Below are 20,144 nucleotides of genomic sequence, written 5' to 3'. Positions count from 1 at the left end.
AATAGGCCGTCTGAAGACTCTAAAGAGATTAAGGAGAAATGGGATTTGAAGATGGCGATTGTTGAGGAAGGGTAAATGAAAAAAATGACATGTACAGGCTACTTTAGCGCTGACATGTCATTTATGTAGGAAGTTAGAATTTCAGACGGCCTCTAATTATCAGTAGAGCCTTTTTGAGAGAATTGCTTCCATTGAGTCAGAAGCTCTTTGAGAACGTCTTGCTGTTCATGTCCATGTTGGATGGCTTCTTGCAACCAGAAGCAAGCATTGTTGATGTCTTTTTTTACACCCATGCCGTGATAATACAGGCAGGCAAGATTATATTGAGCCATCGTGTCTCTTTGTTTGGCCGCTGCTTCAAACCATTTTGCAGCTTGGGCGTAGTCGACAGGTACGCCTTGTCCGCAGTAATACATCATACCTAGATTGGTTTGGGATTTACTGTGTCCACGTTCTGCGGACTGATGGTATAACTCCAGTGCTTCAGCGTAATTCTGTTTGCGTTTTAAGCCATAGTGCGCTGCAAATGCCAGCTTGTACAGACGCTCGGCTTCCTGACGTTGGAGGGCGATTTCTTTGGTTAGCTCATAGTTTTGCTGGTTATTCAATGCGCTGTCAGACAGAAGTTTTTGGTAAGCGGCAAGATTACCTAAATCAGCCGAGCGTTGATAATATTGGCGTGCGGTGTCAGCATCAACTGCTCGTCCCAATCCGTAGCGATAGATATCACCTAAAAGGCGCAAACCTTCCGGATCATTTTGATCAGCAGCAAATTTAGCGTGCTGATAGGCCTTCTGAGGGTCTCGTTCGGTGTTTTTGCCTAGCAGATAGATTTCGGCAAGTGCTACATTCGCATTGCTGTCACCTTGTGCGGCAGCTTTTTCAAACCATTCCAATGCTTCAGCAGGATTTGATGCGGCTAAGAGTTCCGCAAGAGAAGTTTGCGCTGGAACAATGTCGTAATCGGCGGCAATACGTAAATGTTCGATTGCTTTTTCAGGATTTTGTGCGACACCTTGCCCCAATTTGTATTGGAGACCGAGTTGCCAGTGTGCTGCAATAAATCCCTGTGCAGCGGATTGCTGATAAAGTTTATGGGAATATTCCAAATCAGAAGAGCTGGAATATTGGTAATGTTGGGCTAAGAAGTATTGCGCCTGAGGATTTTGCTGTTCGGCAGCTTTCAATGCCCATTTGACTGCTTCTTGGTCATTGCCATTATCTGCATATAAACGCATGAGGCGTAGTTGTGCTGGGGCTAATCCTTCTTCAGCAAGCTCTTGATAGGCTGCAATGAGTTTTTCTATTTCTATTCCATTATTTTCTTGTAACTGGAGAAGATTATAGCGGGCGTATGGATGACCACCTCTTGCAGCTTGCTTTAAATATTCAACTGCAATTGCTAAATCTTGAGCATTTTCGTGGTGTTCAATCAGGTATCCTGCTAGCTGAAATGCGGCCTCAACATGCCCGGCTTCTGCTGCCTCGCAGAGCAATGGGATGGCTCGTGCAAAGTCAGGAGGGTCTTGAGTGATCAATTTTTCTGCTATAAGAAAAGATTCTTCATATTGTTGAGCATTCATCGGTTTGCTTTTATATTTTGCGAAGGATTAAGAATAAAATAATCGGCCGACAGAGTGCGGCCGTTATGATTTTGTAATTTTGAGGTTATTTACAAAAACAGACAACCGTATTTGTATTTTTATGCTTAGAATAATGGAATAAATCATTTCGTACTGCATAAATACAACAGAAGGATATGATTAAAGTGGGTTGAGAAAATACTTCTGCTGTTTATTCAGTTTAAATTATTCGTCGTCCGGTTTTTTACGCCATAAAACAAGTAATTTGCCAATATGTTGCACCAGTTGAGCCCCCAGTGTTTCACACAGGGCATTGCAAATTTCAATACGTTCAGCACGATCATCGCCAAAAACACGGACTTTAATCAATTCGTGTGCTGTCAATGCGGCATCGGTTTCTTTGATGACCGAGTCGGTCAAGCCTTGTTGGCCAACCATTACGACAGGGTGGAGGTGGTGTGCTTGGGCTTTCAAGGCCAAAATTTCTTTGGTGCTTAATTTGTTGTCGTTCATATTAATAAGTATCCAATTCAAAAGAATAATGGCTATATTGTACGCGATTTAGAACATTTACGGGGGAAATAACGTACAATGCTGATTTTAACTTAAGCATTTCAAATCAAGATGGCTGTACGCTCAAAATCTTCAAAAGCATGGCTGCATGAGCACGTCAACGATCATTATGTCCATATGGCACAAAAGGACGGATATCGTGCCAGAGCAGCTTATAAATTATTGGAAATCAATCAAAAAGACAAATTAATCAAGCCAGGTACGGTTTTGGCGGATTTGGGCAGCGCGCCGGGAAGTTGGTCACAGGTTGCGGCCAAGCTGGTCGGTAAAACAGGAGCAGTGTTTGCTTTGGATATTTTGCCGATGGATGCTATTGAAGGCGTGTCGTTTATTCAGGGCGACTTTAGGGAAGATGCTGTTTTGGAGCAGTTTGAAGCCTTATTGGATAATCGTCCGTTAGACCTTGTAATCTGTGATATGGCACCCAATATGTCAGGCAATGCCGTAACAGACCAGGCACGCAGTTTTTATTTGTGTGAACTGGCCTTGGATTTTGCCTCCCAACATTTGAAAACCGGAGGCAGTTTTTTAGTGAAGGTGTTTCAAGGCGCGGGTTATCAAGAGTATACGGCGGCTATGCGTGAAATTTTTGCCAGTGTACAAACTCGAAAGCCGGATGCTTCCCGCAATCGTTCCAGTGAGATTTACCTATTAGGTAAAAATAAACGCTGACAATGTAGGGTGGGTGCTTTAAAATTCTTTCCCTTGATTTTATTTATTTTGTAACCATGGAGCCTGTTCAGTGGGGAATACCATTAAAAACATATTAGTCTGGGTAGTGGGTGGTGCTATGCTTTTAGCAGCATTCAATGCACTCAGCGATAAGCAGGAAGATAAACAGCAAATCGAATATTCTCAATTTATTCAGCAAGTTAATAGTGGCGAAGTATCCAATGTCAATATTGAAGGATCTGTTGTCAGCGGCTATCTGATTAAAGGTGAGCGCACCGATAAAACTGCCTTCTATACCAATGCGCCTTTGGATGACAACTTGGTTAAAACACTGTTGGACAACAAAGTACGCGTCAAAGTGACTCCGGAAGAAAAACCAAGCATGCTGGCCAGTCTGTTTTACAGCCTGCTGCCTGTTTTGTTGTTGATCGGTGCATGGTTCTACTTCATGCGCATGCAAAGCGGCGGTGGCGGTAAAGGCGGCGCATTCTCTTTTGGTAAGAGCCGTGCACGTTTACTGGACAAAGATTCCAATAAAGTTACTTTTGCCGATGTCGCCGGTTGTGATGAGGCAAAAGAAGAAGTACAAGAAATTGTGGATTACCTGAAATCGCCTAACCGCTATCAAAGCCTGGGTGGTCGTGTACCTCGCGGTATTTTGTTGGCCGGTAGCCCTGGTACGGGTAAAACATTGCTGGCTAAAGCGATTGCCGGTGAGGCCGGTGTGCCATTCTTCAGCATTTCAGGTTCTGACTTCGTAGAAATGTTTGTCGGTGTCGGTGCGAGCCGTGTCCGCGATATGTTCGAGCAGGCCAAGAAAAACGCGCCATGTATCATCTTTATTGATGAAATTGATGCGGTTGGCCGTCAGCGTGGTGCTGGTTTGGGCGGTGGTAATGATGAGCGTGAGCAAACATTAAACCAATTGTTGGTTGAAATGGATGGTTTTGAAAGCAATCAAACCGTTATTGTGATCGCAGCAACCAACCGTCCTGATGTACTTGACCCAGCGTTGCAGCGTCCGGGCCGTTTTGACCGTCAAGTCGTTGTTCCATTGCCTGATATCCGTGGCCGTGAGCAAATCTTGAAAGTACACGCTAAAAAAGTACCTTTGGATGCATCCGTAGATTTGACTTCTTTAGCACGCGGTACACCTGGTTTTTCAGGTGCGGATTTGGCAAACTTGGTCAATGAAGCAGCTTTGTTTGCCGGTCGTCGTAATAAAGTTAAAGTCGATCAAAGCGACTTTGAAGATGCTAAAGACAAAATCTACATGGGTCCGGAGCGTCGCAGTATGGTAATGCACGAAGATGAAAAACGTGCGACAGCCTATCATGAGGCCGGTCATGCAATCGTAGCGGAAAGCCTGCCGTTTACCGATCCGGTTCACAAAGTAACGATTATGCCTCGTGGCCGTGCATTGGGTTTGACTTGGCAGCTGCCTGAGCGTGACCGCATCAGTATGTACAAAGACCAAATGCTGAGCCAGCTCTCAATCTTGTTTGGTGGCCGTATTGCTGAAGATATTTTTGTCGGCCGTATTTCTACCGGTGCATCTAACGACTTTGAGCGTGCAACTCAAATGGCACGCGAGATGGTAACGCGTTATGGTATGAGCGACAAAATGGGTGTGATGGTTTATGCTGAGAACGAAGGTGAGGTATTCTTGGGTCGCAGCGTAACCCGTTCTCAAAATATTTCCGAGAAAACCCAACAAGATATCGATGCGGAAATCCGCCGTATTTTGGATGAGCAATACCAAGTGGCTTACAAAATCTTGGATGAAAATCGTGATAAGATGGAAACCATGTGCAAAGCACTTATGGATTGGGAAACCATCGATCGAGACCAAGTTTTGGAAATTATGGCCGGTAAACAGCCTAGTCCGCCTAAAGATTATAGCCACAATGTCCGCGATGACAAAGTGGAAGAGTATGAAGCGCCTATTGCTGAAGCTGCTGAAGCTGTTGAGCAAAATGAGGTTCAGAATACTGAGTCAGTAGAAACAGACAAAACAGATAAATCTGTATAAGGTTTGAAACAGAAAACGGTAGCTTTTAAGCTACCGTTTTTATTTTGAAGATAAGCTAAAGGCCGTCTGAAAATTTTCAGACGACCTGATTTTATTGAGTCAATTACAAAACAGCTAAAGCTGCTTCGTAGTCAGGCTCGTTCGCAATTTCAGAAACCAACTCAGCGTGGAGAACTTGGTTTTGATCATTTAAAACCACCACTGCGCGGGCAGTCAGGCCGCGTAATGGGCTTTCTGTCAGTGTTACTCCGTAATCGTTAGAAAAGCTGCTGCGGAATGTGGAAAGTGTCACTACATTTTCTAAACCTTCTGCACCGCAGAAACGGGCTTGTGCAAACGGTAAATCGGCAGAAATGCACAAGACGACGGTATTTTCTAACGAAGAGGCACGTTTGTTGAAAGTGCGGACGGACTGGGCGCATACACCTGTGTCAATGCTAGGGAAAATATTCAGCACTTTGCGTTTGCCTGCATAGTCAGCCAATGATTTCTCAGATAGGTCTGCTGCTACCAATGTGAAATCAGGTGCAACTTGGCCGATGGCAGGCAAATTGCCGTTTGTAGAAATAGGTGAGCCTTGGAAAGTAACTTGAGCCATGATTCAGTCCTCGTGTCAGGGGAAAATAGGATGGTTAGAAGTTTAGTAATGACGGCGACGGAAATAGAACATGCCTTCGCTGTCAATTTCTAAAATATAGCGGCCGTTTTGTACGGCGGCATAACCGCTTTTGCCTTCGGTATAAGGCTGCAAAGCAGCGTGTGAAATCAGATAGTCGGTCAGTTTGCCGCCGTCTTGGGCAATATTGTCCACCATTTTTGCAAAGGCTGTGTGGCAGACTCCGTTGGCTGACCAGCCGGCTGAAACGCCTTTTTCATTTTTTTCCATGCATTGGCCGCTGATGACTTCTAAGTCGGTAGGGTGCTTACCAATCAGATTGATGACGCCACCTTCTATGCCGTTAATCGGATAGGTACGTTGTTTTTTACCTTCTTTCGTTTCGCCGTCTTGAGCTGTACCTAAATCCAAACCGGTTATGGCTTGTTCATCAATATATTTAACTTTGAAGGTAGGTTTAGGCGCTTTGCCTGAAGCAGCATCATTGGCGGCAGTATCTTCAGATTTACCGCCGCAAGCAGCCAATGAAAGGCTGAGTAAGATAAGGGGGAAGGTTTTTTTCATATGAGAAACCCTAGAAAACGATTATATTTCAAATAATAAATGATATTATGACCGTCTGAAATTTTCAGGCGGCCTTGCTATTATTTCAACGAACGAATACCTACTGCATCGCGTACTTTATCCAACAATTCACGTGCTTCTTTACGCGCTTTTTGTGCGCCGGCCTGCAAAATGTCTTCAATTTGAGATGGTTTGGCTGTCAACTCATTGTAACGCTCGCGCGGTTCTGCGAGCTCGGCATTGATTTTTGCACCCAAGAGTTTCTTGGCCTCACCCCAAGCAAGGCCTTCGGCCAGCATTTGCGTGAACTCAGCAGTTTCAGACAGCGTGGAGAAGGCTTTGTAGATTTCAAACAGAGGACTTTCATCAGGCTGTTTCGGCTCGCCGGGTTCTTTCATATTGGTGATGATTTTGTTGACCGATTTTTGGGTTTTTTTATCGTTTTCCCAAAGCGGAATGGTATTGCCGTAAGACTTGGACATTTTGCGTCCGTCCAAGCCGACCAAGAGTTCGACGTTTTCATCAATCTTCACTTCTGGCAGGGTGAAGAGTTCTTGGAAGCGGTGGTTAAAGCGACCGGCAATATCGCGTGCCATTTCAACGTGTTGGATTTGGTCGCGACCGACTGGTACTTCATGGGCATTGAACATAAGGATGTCAGCGGTCATGAGGATAGGGTAGCTGTACAGGCCCATTTCCACGCCGTGATCCGGATCTTCCTGACCGTTTTCGGTATTTGCCTGTACTGCGGCTTTATAAGCGTGGGCGCGGTTCATTAGGCCTTTTGCAGTGATACAGGTCAGAATCCAGTTCAATTCCATCACTTCGGGAATATCGCTTTGACGATAGAAAGTGGTCTGTTCAGGGTTGAGTCCGCAGGCGAGCCATGTGGCGGCAACAGCTTGAGTAGATTGATGAATCATTTCCGGCTCATGACATTTGATGATGCCGTGATAGTCGGCCAAAAAGAGGAATGATTCGGTATTGGAATCTTGCGCCGCGCGGATGGCCGGGCGGATGGCGCCGACATAGTTGCCTAAGTGTGGAATACCTGTTGTGGTAACGCCTGTTAAAACTCGTTTTTTGCTCATGAAAGTATCCTTCGGCACAAAGGCCGTCTGAAAATAAATATGGTGCCGATTATACCTGATTATTCTTGATTTTTCAGACGGCCTTTTGAGTAAAGAGTAGATGGATAATAAAAAGTTATGCACATAAAATCATAAAAATAAAACTTTATAAAACAATAATATAGTAAAAACTGTTGATTAATGGGGTAAATGGCTCTTGAGTTATCCACATTTGCGCTTATATAGGCTCTAACAGAATATATTTGAAGAGGAACTTAAAATGAGATTTGATAAATTGACTGCCAAATTTCAGCAAGCTCTGCAAGAAGGTCAAAGTCTGGCTTTGGCTGCGGACAGCAGCTATCTTGAGGCCGGCTTTATCTTAAAAGCGTTGTTTGACGATCAAAACAGTGGTGCTGCTGCGTTATTGGCTCATGCAGGTGTGAATGTGCCTCAAGTAAAACAACTTTTGCAGCAACATTTGAGCAGCTTGCCAAAAGTATCCGGTCAAGGTGGCGATATTATGCCTAGCCGTGAACTGCAAGCTGTATTGAACTTGATGGACAAGGCTGCGACCAAACGTGGCGATGCCTATATCGCCAGCGAACTTTTCCTGCTGGCTTTGGTTCAGCAGAATGATGCGACCGGCAAAATTTTGAAAGAAGCCGGTGCAACCGAACAAAATATCAATGCCGCGATCGATGCGGTACGAGGAGGACAAAACGTGAACGATGCGAATGCCGAAGACCAACGCGATGCTTTGAAAAAATACACACTCGACCTGACTCAACGCGCCCGAGACGGCAAACTCGACCCTGTTATCGGTCGTGATGATGAAATCCGCCGTGCAATTCAGGTATTGCAACGCCGTACCAAAAACAACCCTGTGCTGATTGGTGAGCCGGGTGTGGGTAAAACCGCCATCGTCGAAGGTTTGGCGCAACGTATTGTTAACGGCGAAGTGCCTGAATCCCTGCGTAACAAACGCCTTTTGGTTTTGGACTTGGCGGCTTTGATTGCTGGCGCGAAATACCGTGGTGAATTTGAAGAACGCTTGAAAGGCGTTTTGAACGACTTAGCTAAAGACGATGGTAACACTTTGATTTTCATCGATGAAATCCATACTTTGGTTGGTGCAGGCAAAACCGACGGCGCAATGGATGCGGGCAATATGTTGAAACCGGCTTTGGCGCGCGGCGAATTGCACTGTATCGGTGCGACTACTTTGGATGAATACCGTCAGTACATCGAGAAAGATGCGGCACTCGAACGCCGCTTCCAAAAAGTATTGGTTGGTGAACCCAGCGTGGAAGACACCATCGCTATCCTGCGCGGTTTGCAAGAGCGTTATGAAATCCACCACGGTATCGATATTACCGACCCTGCTATCGTTGCCGCAGCGGAGTTGAGCGACCGTTATATTACCGACCGCTTCCTGCCTGATAAAGCGATTGATTTGATTGACGAAGCAGCCAGCCGTATCAAAATGGAGCTGGACAGCAAACCTGAGCAAATGGATAAACTTGACCGTCGCATTATCCAGCTCAAAATGGAAAAAATGCACGTTGCCAAAGAAACCGATGATGCCAGCAAAAAACGTCTGGAATTGATAGACGAAGAAATCGACGGCCTGCAAAAAGAATACGCCGATTTGGACGAAATTTGGAAAGCCGAAAAAGCTGCGTCATCCAGCACTGCCGACATCAAGAAACAGATGGACGACATCAAAGTCAAAATCGAACAGGCCAAACGCCAAGGAGATTTTGCCCGCGCATCCGAGCTGGAATACGGTGAGCTGCCTAAATTGAGCGCGCAGTTGCAAGCAGCAGAAAGCAATCCTGACGGCAAAAAACAAAACAAACTCTTCCGTACCGAAGTTGGTGCGGACGAAGTGGCCGAAATCGTATCGCGCATGACCGGCATCCCTGTGTCCAAAATGATGGAAGGCGAACGCGACAAGCTGTTGAAAATGGAAGAAGTATTGCACCGCCGTGTGGTCGGCCAAGATGAAGCCGTGCGTGCTGTATCCGACGCCATCCGCCGCAGCCGTTCCGGCCTTGCCGATCCAAACAAACCTTACGGCAGCTTCCTGTTCCTAGGCCCGACCGGTGTGGGTAAAACCGAGTTGTGCAAAGCTTTGGCAGGCTTCCTGTTTGACAGCGAAGATCATCTGATTCGTATCGATATGTCCGAATACATGGAAAAACATGCTGTTGCCCGCTTAATCGGTGCGCCTCCCGGCTACGTCGGCTACGAAGAAGGCGGCTACCTGACTGAGCAAGTCCGCCGCAAACCATACAGCGTGATTCTTTTGGATGAAGTGGAAAAAGCCCATCCGGACGTGTTCAATATCTTGCTGCAAGTATTGGATGACGGCCGCTTGACCGATGGACAAGGTCGAACTGTGGACTTCAAAAATACCGTTATCGTGATGACTTCCAATATTGGTAGCCAACATATCCAACAAATGGGTACTCAGGACTACGAAGCGGTAAAAGAAGTGGTGATGGAGGATGTGAAAGAACATTTCCGTCCTGAAATGATCAACCGTATTGACGAAGTAGTCGTGTTCCATGGTTTGGATCAGGCCAATATCCGCAGCATTGCGAAAATCCAGCTTAAAGGTTTGGAAAAACGTTTGGAAGCGCAACATCTGCATCTGAAAGTCGATGATGCTGCCTTGGATCTGATTGCCAAAGCCGGTTTTGATCCTGTGTATGGTGCCCGTCCGCTCAAACGCGCCATTCAGTCAGAAATCGAAAATACGCTGGCAAAAGCATTACTTGAAGGTAAATATGCACCTGATAGCACAATCCATGTTAAAGAAGAGGGTGGTAAGCTCTTGTTTGCATAAGGTTAAAACAATGTAGTATGTTGTTGTAAAAGGCCGTCTGAAAGAATCCAGACGGCCTTTCTTAGTTATTGATTCACATCATATATTTGTTATGTAATTTGATTATTCATTGAATTTTAGAGAATATTAATTGAAAATCTTGTTCCATAGGTTGACAAAGAATGCGATATAATCCGACCTGTTTGCCAAGGTTCTTGCTAAATATCTCATTTTATGTAATAATACTACAATGCAAAAACTGACTAATCAAAATCTTCACATTATTTTGTCGGAACGCTTAAATGATACCGACTTTGTTCTTATTCTCAATGCATTAATCAAATTTTTGCGCCGAGGAGGCAAAAAACAGGCTTCCGAACGTTTCGATTTGATTTTATCTACTTTAAAACAAGACGATGCTTTATGCCGTCAATTCAGCCTGCGCTTCTATGCCTGGCTGTCCAAAGTTCACATCTATCCTGCGCTGATTAAGCTGGGTATTTTCTCGCGCCATAGTTTTACTCGGGAGATGGGCATACGGATTTACGAACGTTTCAGCCCGTCTTATAAAGATTTTTCCAATCTGCGCGAAGTGTTTTTGTATCTTTTCCATTCGAAAAACGATGATAAATGGTTGCAAACCCTGAGTTTGCGCCAATGGTTGAGCATGTATGAATTGTTGCAGGGCAAAGCGGATCCTGCTTTGCTTCAGACGGCCAGCCGACAGTTGGCAGATGCCCGTTTGCGAGCGGTGGAAATGCTGTCGATTTGGATTGCTTCCGAAGCGATTGAGCCGGATTTAATACGGATTGCCCCCCGTTTGTTGGAGGCGGATTCGGCATTTGTCGCCTTACAACGTGAAATTGCAAAATTGGTAGAACACTATCGCCACAGCGAAGAAACTTATGATACGGCGCACTTGGAGGTCATGTTTGACCAGTGCGACAAGCAAATTGAGTATCTGCGTCGTCGTGGTACAGGAGCAGGGTCTGGTTCGTCAGTGAAAGTGGCACACTTGCTGGAGCGCCTGCAACAAACCATAGGCCGTCTGAAACTGTTGACCAATATTCAAATCGAAACCGGCAGCCGTACCCGCTTAACCATCAATCTGATGAATGCGATGATTTACGCGGCGGTAGAGCAATACAGCACCAGCCACTTGCGTAAAAGCAGTATCCGAATGCTGGCACGCAGTATTACGGAAAACAAAAGCCATCATGGTGAGCATTACATTACGCGCAACCGTAGCGAATATTTCAAAATGTTTTATTCCGCAGCAGGCGGCGGCGTAATTATTGCTCTGATGGCATTGAATAAAATCCATATTGCGTCTTTGGGATTCGGCGAGTTTACGACGTCATTCCTTGCCGGACTTAACTACGGCTTAGGCTTTATGTTGACTCATATGCTGCACTGCACCGTTGCGACCAAGCAGCCTGCCATGACGGCGGCGAGCTTTGCCGAGCAGGTGGACTCAAATGAAGGCAGCAAGGCGGTGGACAACAAATTGGCAAAACTGCTGATTGACGTGTGTCGTTCGCAAAGTGTTGCCGTATTTGGTAATGTATCGATTGCCGTATTGTTGGCGGCGGGGATCGCTTGGGGTTATGCCTACACGCATGGCCAGCCTTTATTGAATGAGGCAGTTACAGCCTACCAGTTTAAATCTATTGAGATTTTTACTCAGCCGACTTTATGGTATGCCGCTATTGCCGGTGTATGGCTGTTTTGCTCGGGGATTATTGCCGGCTTCTTTGACAACCGTTCCGATTATCTGAACCTGCGTCAGCGCCTGCCGTTTAATCCGTTTTTACGAAAAATCATGCGTCCGCAGCCACGCCGCCGTCTGGCCGCTTATATTCATAAGCATTACGGCTCGCTTATGGGCAATTTTATTTTTGGTATGCTTTTGGGGATGACCGGCTATTTCGGCCATCTTTTCGGCTTGCCGCTGGATATTCGCCATGTGGCGTTCTCTTCGGCAAATTTGGGTTATGCCGCGATTAGCGGTCATGCAGATATATTCACTTTTATGCTTGGCTTGGCAAGTGTATTGGCAATCGGCATGGTGAATCTGGTGGTCAGCTTTTCTTTAGCTTTGGCCGTTGCACTCCGTTCTCGCGGCACGCGTTTGGGCAGTATGCGTAATCTGCTGAAAAGCTTCTGGAGTCAAGTTAAAGCCAATCCTTTGATTTTACTGTATCCGGTTCAAGTGAATAACAAAGACAACACGAAGTAAGATTGAAGAAAGGCCGTCTGAATATATACTTTTCAGACGGCCTTTGATTTAAACCGATAAAGATTAGGCTTGCAGAGAGGAGCGGTTTTCCAAAACTTGGTCAATCAAACCATATTCTTTAGCTTCATCGGCAGACATATAATTGTCGCGGTCGGTATCGCGTTCCAAGTCGGCTAAATCGCGATCACAATGTTTGGCGAGTAAGCGGTTCAGTTTCTCTTTGATTTTCAGCAGCTCTTTAGCATGAATTTCAATATCGGAAGCCTGACCGGCCAAGCCGCCGTTGATGAGCGGTTGGTGAATCATGATGCGGCTGTTTGGCAGGGCAAAGCGTTTGCCTTTTTCGCCTGCGGACAACAGGAATGCGCCCATGCTTGCCGCTTGGCCCAAGCATAAGGTAGAAACATGAGGCTTGATGAAGTTCATGGTGTCGTAAATCGACATACCGGCAGTAACTGAACCGCCCGGAGAGTTGATATAGAAGAAGATATCTTTATCTGGGTTTTCGCTTTCCAAGAACAGCAATTGCGCAACAACCAGATTGGCAGATTCATCTGTCACCGGGCCGACCAAGAAAACGATGCGCTCTTTCAAAAGGCGTGAGTAGATGTCGAATGCGCGCTCGCCGCGACCGCTTTGTTCGATAACGGTAGGGACAAGGTAGTTATTGAAATCGAAGGACATTTTTGTCTCCTGTTAATGATGGAAAAGCACCAAAGCCATTTAAAGCGCTTCGGTGCTTTTGATTGTCTATTTCAGACGGCCTTGGAGCAATTAAGCTTGTGCGCCCATTACTTCGTCAAAAGACAGCGCTTTTTCGGTTACTTTAGCTTTGCTCAGAACGAAATCAACAACGTTGCTTTCTACTGCCAAAGAAGTCGGGCCTTGCAGGCGGGAAGGCTCTGCGTAGTACCAGTCGATAACTTCTTGAGGATCTTCGTAGCTTTCTGCGAAGTTGGCAACAACGGCTTTGATTTGGTCTTCAGTTGGCTCAAGTTTGTTTTCTTCAACCAATTTAGCCAAAATCAGACCCAAAGAAACGCGGCGTTCTGCTTGTTCTTTGAACATATCCAAAGGCAGATCCAAGTTTGCAGCGTCAGCCATACCTTGGTTAACGAAGTTTTGTTTCATTTCGTTTGCCAAGCGGGCGGCTTCTTCGTTGACCAAAGCAACAGGAACTTGCAAATCGGCTGCTTTGAGCAGGGCATTCATTACAGATTCTTTGGTTTGTTCACCGATGCGGCGCTCAACTTCGCGGCCAACGTTTTTCTTCACTTCTTCGCGCATTTTGGCAACGTCGCCGTCTTCAATACCCAAAGCTTTAGCAAAGTCAGCATCAACTTCAGGCAAAGTGGCTTCAGAAACGTTGTTCAGAGTGATGGTGAATACGGCAGATTTACCGGCAACATCTTTACCGTGGTAGTCTTCAGGGAAGTTTACGGTAACATCTTTGCTTTCACCGGCTTTCATGCCGACAACACCGGCCTCGAATTCAGGCAGCATTTGGCCTGCGCCCAATACGAAAGCGTAGTTTTTAGACGCGCCGCCAGCGAAAGGTTCGCCGTCGATTTTGCCTTCAAAGTCGATGATGACGCGGTCGCCGTTTTGGGCTTCGCGGTCAACATGGTTGAAGCGGGTGCGTTGTTTACGCAGGATTTCTACAGTTTGGTCAATTTCGGCATCGCCAACAGTCGCAGTAACTTTTTCTACTTCTTGGGCAGACAGGTCGCCAATAGTTACTTCAGGGAAAACTTCAAAAATAGCGGCAACTTTGAAAGACTCTTGATCGTCTTGTTCTTCAACGCCTTCAAAGCGTGGGTAACCGGCAACTTTCAATTCTTGAGCAACGGCAACTTCGTAGAATTCGCGTTGTACCAATTCGTTGATAACGTCGTTTTGTGCGCTTGCGCCGTACATTTGGGCAATCATTTTGAACGGTGCTTTACCCGGACGGAAGCCGTCAACTTTTGCACGGCGTTGGGTTTGTTTCAGTTTTTTCTCAGTTTCTGCGTTGATTTTGGACCAAGGCAGAGACAATACTACTTTGCGTTCCAGATTTTCTAAAGTTTCAACAGTTACGCTCATCGTAAGCCCTTAAATTTGTTGTGTTTAAACGGTTATCCTTCTGCTCAGTATTCCGAAGAATTTCGGAAGCGTGCATAAGGTCAAAATTTAGCTGCTTAGTATAACACAATGTTTCACGAATAACATAAAAAGGCCGTCTGAAAAGTGGGAAATTCTTTTCAGACGGCCTTTGTGTTTTGATATTGTTGTTTTTTACAGCTGGTCTTTTTGTGCCAGAATCCGTCGGCTGCCGTTGATGTCTGCCGGAGAAAGAACACCGGCATTTTCAAGCGCATCTATCAAATTGGCGGCACGGTTGTAGCCGATGCGCAATTGGCGTTGCAGGGCGGAAATGGAAGTCTTGCGGCTCTCCAATACGAAGGCAACGGCTTGATCAAATAACTCATCGCTGTTTGCGTTCGGATTGACAATATTGGTGGTCTCGATGGCCGCTTCGCCACTGAGCAGACCTTCCACATAATTGGTTGGAGCCTGTTCTTTGACGAAATTGACAACTTGATGTACTTCATCATCGGAAACAAATGCACCTTGCAGGCGTGTCGGTTCTGCGCTGCCCGGTTGCAGGAATAACGAGTCGCCGTATTTGAGCAATTCGTCTGCACCCATTTGGTCAAGAATAGTGCGGCTGTCGATTTTGCTTTGTACGGTAAAGGCCATACGTGTCGGAATGTTGGCTTTAATCAGGCCGGTAACCACATCAACGCTTGGGCGTTGAGTGGCGACAATCATGTGAATACCTGCCGCACGCGCTTTTTGGGCAAGACGTGCGATTTGCTGCTCAACGGATTTGCGTTCGGTCATCATTAAGTCAGCCAACTCGTCGATAACGACCACAATCAACGGCAGTTTTTCCAGAGGCTCAGGATCGTCAGGATTTAAGCTGAACGGGTTGAGCAATGGTTTGCCTGCTGCTTTGGCTTGTTCGACTTTTTGGTTGAAACCGTCCAAATTACGCACGCCGGCATGGGAAAGCAGGCGATAGCGTTTTTCCATTTCGGCAACACACCAGTTCAATGCTTGGCCTGCCTCACGCATATCGGTCACAACCGGGCAGAGCAGATGCGGAATGCCGTCGTAAATGCTTAATTCCAGCATTTTCGGGTCAATCATAATGAAGCGGACTTCGTCGGGCGTGGCTTTGAAGAGCATGGACATAATCATGCCGTTCACGCCGACAGATTTACCCGATCCGGTCATACCTGCGACTAAAAGATGCGGCATTTTTGCCAAGTCGCCGACAACGGGGGTACCTGCAATATCTTTACCCAAGGCAACGGTCAGTTTGGACTTGGCGTCGGTAAACACGGATGAAGAGAGGATTTCGCTCAACATGACATCTTGGCGTTTCTCGTTGGGCAATTCAATGCCCATGGTGTTTTTACCGGCAATGGTTTCTACGATGCGTACCGCTTGCAGAGACATCGAGCGCGCCAAATCTTTGGACAGGGCGACAATTTGACTGCCTTTGACACCTTGTGCCGGTTCGATTTCGTAGCGGGTAATCACAGGGCCGGAAGTAGCGGAAACAACCTGTACGCCGATGCCGAATTCAGCCAGCTTGGCTTCGATTAATTCTGCGGTTTGTTGCAATTCATCCGGATTGACGGCAACCGGTTCTTCAGACGGCATACGCAACAGATTCATGTTGGGTTTGTGGTATTCGCCGTTGTTTTTAGGTTCAGTATCGTCAAACAGGGAAGTTTGGATTTTAGGGGGCGGCGCAACGGATACGGCAACGGTTTTACGGTTGCTGCTGCTGCCTGCCAACGGAGTAACCGGAGTGGCGGTAATGGTTTTGGCTTCTTTAACCATGCGGCGCGTATTTTGGGTTTCCAAAGCTTCGGAGCAGACATCTTCTTTTTTATTTCGGAACTGAGACAGTTTTTTCATCAGGTTGCCAAACAGACCACCCATATGGCTGCCGGATTTGGCCATGACTTCCAACCATGACACCTGAGCCAGCAGGGAAATGGATAAAAGCAACATCACCAGCATAATCAACAGACTGCCCGACTTACCCAACAGCCAAGCCAAGCCTGAACCCGCCAGCAAGCCGACCAAGCCGCCTGCACCGACGGGAAGGGATTCGCTCAATGCATTGTCAAACAGGAAATGTTCGATAATCGGGCTGCACACCAGCAGGAGAAACAATGCCAAAGCGGCTACGCCGTGATTGTAGGGCTTGTGGTTTTCCTGCTTTTTCATGGGGCGGAAATTTTTGTAGAGGAAAACGCAAGAGGCAGCTATCCACCACCAAAACGATAGGCCGAACAGATAATATCCGACATCGGAAAGATAGGAGCCAAAGAGGCCGCCGAGGTTGGCGACATCGTTGCTTTTGGGAACGCTGCGCGACCATGCAGGGTCGTCCATGCTGAAGCTGGCCAGGGAAATGGCCAGATAAATGGTGATAACCAAGCCAAACAGCCATAAAGCATCATTAATCAAGTTGACGACATGCTCGGGACGCGCTTTTTTTTCTTCGTTTTTTTGCAGCTCTTTGGCGGCCTTGAGGCGTTGGGAGACTTTATTGTCGGCTTGAGTTTGTGCTTTGGTGGATTTGCGTGTGGTCGGTTTGGCTGCCGGTTTGGTAGAGACGCGTTTTTTTGTTTGGGTTTTAGAAGATTTTGCAGTCATGAGATAAAGGCCGTCTGAAAAGACCGGAGGTAATGTGCGTAAATGGCAAATTATACCGTATTTACCAGACGCGAGAAATTGAAACGGGCGTAATCATTATGGGATTCAGGCCGTCTGTTTGGCATGACGAAAATTTTGGATTTCGTTTCCACCTATTCAGAAGGCCTGATGTTTTGATTGATTTGGACTTACATTCTGCCCAGTTCGCGCTGGAGGGCTTGAATGTTTTTCTCTCTATCCAAAACCGCACCTTGCAGCGTACTGATGGCCTGTTGATTGACGCTGCCACCTTTGGCTGTCCGCGCTTGGCTCAGTTGCTTTTTGGCATCGGCCAAAGCCGCGCGTTCATTGGATAACTCGGTTTCCAGAATAGAGCGGCGACTGTTGACACCGGAGGATTTTGGAACCGGAGGAGGAGCCGTTTCAGAAGCAGTGCGGATAGGGGCAGGTTTGGGCGTTGCTTTATGATTGGATTTTGCCGCCGTATTTTTGCTTTTTGCCGGAGCCGTTTGTGATGTCGGCGCGTTGAGTGTAGGCGCATCGCTGACCGGGGCATCGTATCGGCTGCTGCTGTATTTGCCGACAATCGGCAAATCGTTGACGGCTTGGCAGTTGCCGCTTGGACGCGAAGTATAGACAATCGAGCCGTTGACTTCACAGGTGTAGATTTTTGCGGCGTGGGCTTGGCTGTTGAAAACGGCAAGCGGCAGCAGGGATAGGGTAAGCAGATATTTTTTCATGATTCAGGTAGGGCGGATGCGTTGCATTTGAGCATTTTATTCTTGTTCAGACGGTATGGGCTGCTGTTTTTTGGCTTTTTTACCGTTCTTGTTTTTGCTCGGTTTGTCGGCTTTTTTCTCTTGTTTATCGGATTTTTCCGTGCGCTTATTTTTCTTGGGTTTTGCATTGACGCGTTCATCAGAGGCATTGAGGCTGCGGATGTTAAGATGATAACCGCTGCCTTGATGGCCGCTGATTTTAGGCAACTCGGCCTGTGCGCAGGAGGATTTGGGTTCGGAAGTATAGCTGCCGTTGCCACAGGAATAAACTGCGGCGGCTGCGTGAAGAGAAATGCCCAAGACGAAAGAGGATACGAGGAAGTATCCGGCTTGTTTGATGGTTGAAGTCATGTTTTTCCGTATTGTGTTTTATTTCAGACGGCCTGATGGCTCTATTTTTATTGGGAAAACTCGGCTTCGACATCAACTTGGATTTGCTCAAGCTCTTCCTGCCATTGCAGCCAGTTTTCTTCCAGTTGCGTTAATTTTACTTTAGTTTCTGTTAATTGTGCGAGTGTCTCTTGCAATTTGGGTTTATTTTCTTCTGAATAAGCAGATTCTTGTGCCAAAAATGCTTCACAGGCCGTCTGAATATCAGTTAATCGTGCGATTTCTTTTTCGGCTTTGTCGATTTTCTGCTGAATTGGTTTGCTGCGTTTGGCTTTTTCCTGACGGATTTGTGCTTCTATGCGCTTGGTGTCTTTGCGACTTTGGCTTTGTGCAGATGCGGCGGGGGCTGCTGCGGCGTTTTCTTGTGCCAACCGCCATTGACGGTAGTCGTTCAAATCGCCGTCGAAGTTGTTCAGACGGCCTTTGTCGATAAGGAGGAAACTATCGGTAGTCGCTTCAAGCAGGCTGCGGTCGTGCGAAACGACAATCAATGCACCTTGGAAACTTTGCAGGGCAAGTGTCAGGGCGTGGCGCATATCCAAGTCTAGGTGGTTGGTTGGTTCGTCAAGTAGCAGCAGATTAGGTTTTTGCCAGATAATCATGGCAAGGGCGAGCCGCGCTTTTTCGCCGCCGGAGAACGGCTCGGTCTTTTGAACCGCCATATCGCCGACAAAGTTGAAACCGCCTAAAAAGTTGCGGATTTCCTGTTCGCGGACTTCGGGCGAAAGCTGCTGGATATGCCAAACCGGACTTTGGTCGGCGCGTAAAGTATCCAGTTGATGTTGGGCAAAATAGCCGATATTGAGCTTTTCGGAACGGACGATATTGCCGGAAAGTAAATCGATTTTTCCTGCCAATGCTTTGATAAATGTGGATTTACCGCTGCCGTTAACGCCCAATAGGCCGTAACGTGCGCCGCTTTCCAGAGACAAGGTGATATCGTGTAAAACGGTATTGTCGCCATAGCCCAAGTCGGCATGGTCAAGTTTCAACAATGGATTGGGCAGGTGGGTCGGATTGGCAAACTCAAAGGAAAATTCGCTATCCAAATGCGCAGGGGCGATGCGCTCGAGCTTGGCTAATGCCTTCATGCGGCTTTGGGCTTGTACGGCCTTTGTGGCTTTGGCTTTGAAACGGTCGATAAAGGATTGCAGATGTTTGATTTGCGCCTGCTGTTTGACGTAGGCGGCTTGTTGTTGCGCCAGACGTTGGGCGCGTTCGGTTTGATAGAAATCGTAATTGCCGCCGTATTGGGTCAGTTTTTGTTGCGACAGTTCGATGGTGTGCGTGGTGGTGGCATTCAAAAAGTCGCGGTCATGGGAGATGATGATTTGCGTACAGGGCAGGGAGGCAAGATGGTTTTCCAGCCACAATACGGTTTCTAAATCCAAGTGGTTGGTCGGTTCGTCCAAAAGCAGCAAATCGGCACGGCAAATCAGTGCTTGGGCCAGGTTGAGGCGCATACGCCAGCCGCCGGAGAAGGATTTGACGGGATGGGTATGCTCTTCTTGTGCAAAACCCAAGCCGCTTAACAATTTCGCTGCGCGTGCCGGAGCGATATAGGCATCGATTTCTTCAAGTTTGGCGTGATATTCGGCTTGTTTCATGCCGTCGTTTTGCGCTTCTGCTTGGGCTAAGGCCGTCTGAAAAGCCTGCAATTCGGCATCGCCTTGCAAAACGTAGTCTAAAGCGGAAATATCTAAATCAGGCGTTTCTTGAGAGACGGAAGCCAGGCGCCATGTTTTGGGAATCAGGATTTCGCCGCCATCTTGTGTGATTTCACCTTTTATCAGCGCAAACAGGCTGGATTTTCCCGTACCGTTTTTACCGATTAAACCAACGCGTTGGCCGGGGTTGATTACGGCATCGGCTTTATCGAGCAGGACTTTCAAACCGCGTTGCAGGGTGAGTTTTTTGATTTCTATCATGATGGCAGGCAAGGGGATGAGTAAAACGAAAGGCGTTATTTTACCTGAAAAGACATATAAAAGGCCGTCTGAACAAGTATGAAAACGAAATCAGCGATTTCTATTTCACTTATTCAGACGGCCTTTATGAAATGACAGTCAGG

The 20,144-nt window shown here is 46.8% G+C and carries 15 protein-coding genes; 4 read left to right on the top strand and 11 right to left on the bottom strand.

The genetic code is table 11. The features are described 5' to 3' along the window. Positions 1-152: 152 nt before the first annotated feature. Together LPB400_RS07455 and yhbY are read right to left on the bottom strand one after the other, a co-directional pair. Complete coding sequence (locus LPB400_RS07455) at positions 153-1,583, bottom strand: tetratricopeptide repeat protein (protein ID WP_070460737.1); 1,431 nt, start codon at positions 1,581-1,583, stop codon at positions 153-155. A 225-nt stretch (positions 1,584-1,808) separates the two neighbouring features. After that, on the bottom strand, positions 1,809-2,096 hold the full coding sequence (gene yhbY / locus LPB400_RS07450; RefSeq protein ID WP_070460735.1) for a ribosome assembly RNA-binding protein YhbY: 288 nt from the start codon (positions 2,094-2,096) through the stop codon (positions 1,809-1,811). Between the two features lie 111 nt (positions 2,097-2,207). Between yhbY and LPB400_RS07445 the strand changes: the two genes are divergently transcribed. Together LPB400_RS07445 and ftsH are read left to right on the top strand one after the other, a co-directional pair. Next, positions 2,208-2,828, top strand: a complete 621-nt coding sequence (locus LPB400_RS07445; protein ID WP_004520613.1) for an RlmE family RNA methyltransferase — start codon at positions 2,208-2,210, stop codon at positions 2,826-2,828. A 70-nt stretch (positions 2,829-2,898) separates the two neighbouring features. Beyond that, positions 2,899-4,860 (top strand): ATP-dependent zinc metalloprotease FtsH, encoded by a 1,962-nt coding sequence (gene ftsH / locus LPB400_RS07440; protein ID WP_070647110.1) that lies wholly within the window; start codon positions 2,899-2,901, stop codon positions 4,858-4,860. A 103-nt stretch (positions 4,861-4,963) separates the two neighbouring features. Here the strand turns inward: ftsH and tpx are convergent, their stop codons facing one another. The 3 genes from tpx to trpS all read right to left on the bottom strand — a co-directional run bounded on the left by tpx (position 4,964) and on the right by trpS (position 7,131). After that, positions 4,964-5,458 carry a thiol peroxidase gene (gene tpx, locus LPB400_RS07435; RefSeq protein ID WP_070647111.1) on the bottom strand — a complete coding sequence of 165 codons (495 nt, stop codon included), beginning with the start codon at positions 5,456-5,458 and terminating at the stop codon, positions 4,964-4,966. A gap of 42 nt (positions 5,459-5,500) precedes the next feature. After that, positions 5,501-6,040 (bottom strand): hypothetical protein, encoded by a 540-nt coding sequence (locus tag LPB400_RS07430; protein ID WP_070615945.1) that lies wholly within the window; start codon positions 6,038-6,040, stop codon positions 5,501-5,503. An 80-nt stretch (positions 6,041-6,120) separates the two neighbouring features. After that, positions 6,121-7,131, bottom strand: coding sequence for a tryptophan--tRNA ligase (trpS, locus tag LPB400_RS07425; RefSeq protein ID WP_107769378.1), 1,011 nt, complete (start codon positions 7,129-7,131; stop codon positions 6,121-6,123). Positions 7,132-7,390: 259 nt separating this feature from the next. On the opposite strand from trpS, the gene clpB reads away from it, so the two are divergent. Both clpB and LPB400_RS07415 read left to right on the top strand, forming a co-directional pair. Beyond that, on the top strand, positions 7,391-9,964 hold the full coding sequence (gene clpB / locus LPB400_RS07420; protein WP_107769377.1) for an ATP-dependent chaperone ClpB: 2,574 nt from the start codon (positions 7,391-7,393) through the stop codon (positions 9,962-9,964). 229 nt (positions 9,965-10,193) lie between these two features. After that, the gene (locus LPB400_RS07415) at positions 10,194-12,182 is read left to right on the top strand and encodes a site-specific recombinase (protein ID WP_107769376.1); all 1,989 of its coding nucleotides are present in this window, start codon (positions 10,194-10,196) and stop codon (positions 12,180-12,182) included. Positions 12,183-12,245: 63 nt separating this feature from the next. Here LPB400_RS07415 and clpP read toward each other — a convergent pair whose 3' ends face one another. From clpP to LPB400_RS07385, 6 genes are all read right to left on the bottom strand, one after another. After that, on the bottom strand, positions 12,246-12,866 hold the full coding sequence (gene clpP / locus LPB400_RS07410; protein ID WP_107769375.1) for an ATP-dependent Clp endopeptidase proteolytic subunit ClpP: 621 nt from the start codon (positions 12,864-12,866) through the stop codon (positions 12,246-12,248). A gap of 90 nt (positions 12,867-12,956) precedes the next feature. Continuing rightward, positions 12,957-14,267, bottom strand: coding sequence for a trigger factor (gene tig, locus LPB400_RS07405; RefSeq protein ID WP_070460717.1), 1,311 nt, complete (start codon positions 14,265-14,267; stop codon positions 12,957-12,959). Between the two features lie 192 nt (positions 14,268-14,459). After that, positions 14,460-16,904 (bottom strand): DNA translocase FtsK, encoded by a 2,445-nt coding sequence (locus LPB400_RS07400; protein WP_219088590.1) that lies wholly within the window; start codon positions 16,902-16,904, stop codon positions 14,460-14,462. A gap of 188 nt (positions 16,905-17,092) precedes the next feature. After that, complete coding sequence (locus LPB400_RS07395; protein WP_070585346.1) at positions 17,093-17,644, bottom strand: hypothetical protein; 552 nt, start codon at positions 17,642-17,644, stop codon at positions 17,093-17,095. A 36-nt stretch (positions 17,645-17,680) separates the two neighbouring features. Next, entirely contained in the window at positions 17,681-18,034 is a 354-nt protein-coding gene (locus LPB400_RS07390) for a nucleolar protein (protein ID WP_219088588.1), read from the bottom strand. A 47-nt stretch (positions 18,035-18,081) separates the two neighbouring features. Next, positions 18,082-20,001, bottom strand: a complete 1,920-nt coding sequence (locus LPB400_RS07385) for an ATP-binding cassette domain-containing protein (RefSeq protein ID WP_219088586.1) — start codon at positions 19,999-20,001, stop codon at positions 18,082-18,084. Between the last annotated feature and the right edge of the window lie 143 nt (positions 20,002-20,144).

This window comes from Neisseria perflava, from assembly GCF_019334725.1.
Classification (GTDB): Bacteria; Pseudomonadota; Gammaproteobacteria; order Burkholderiales; family Neisseriaceae; genus Neisseria; species Neisseria subflava_A.
This window is presented reverse-complemented; position numbering and strand designations above follow the sequence as displayed.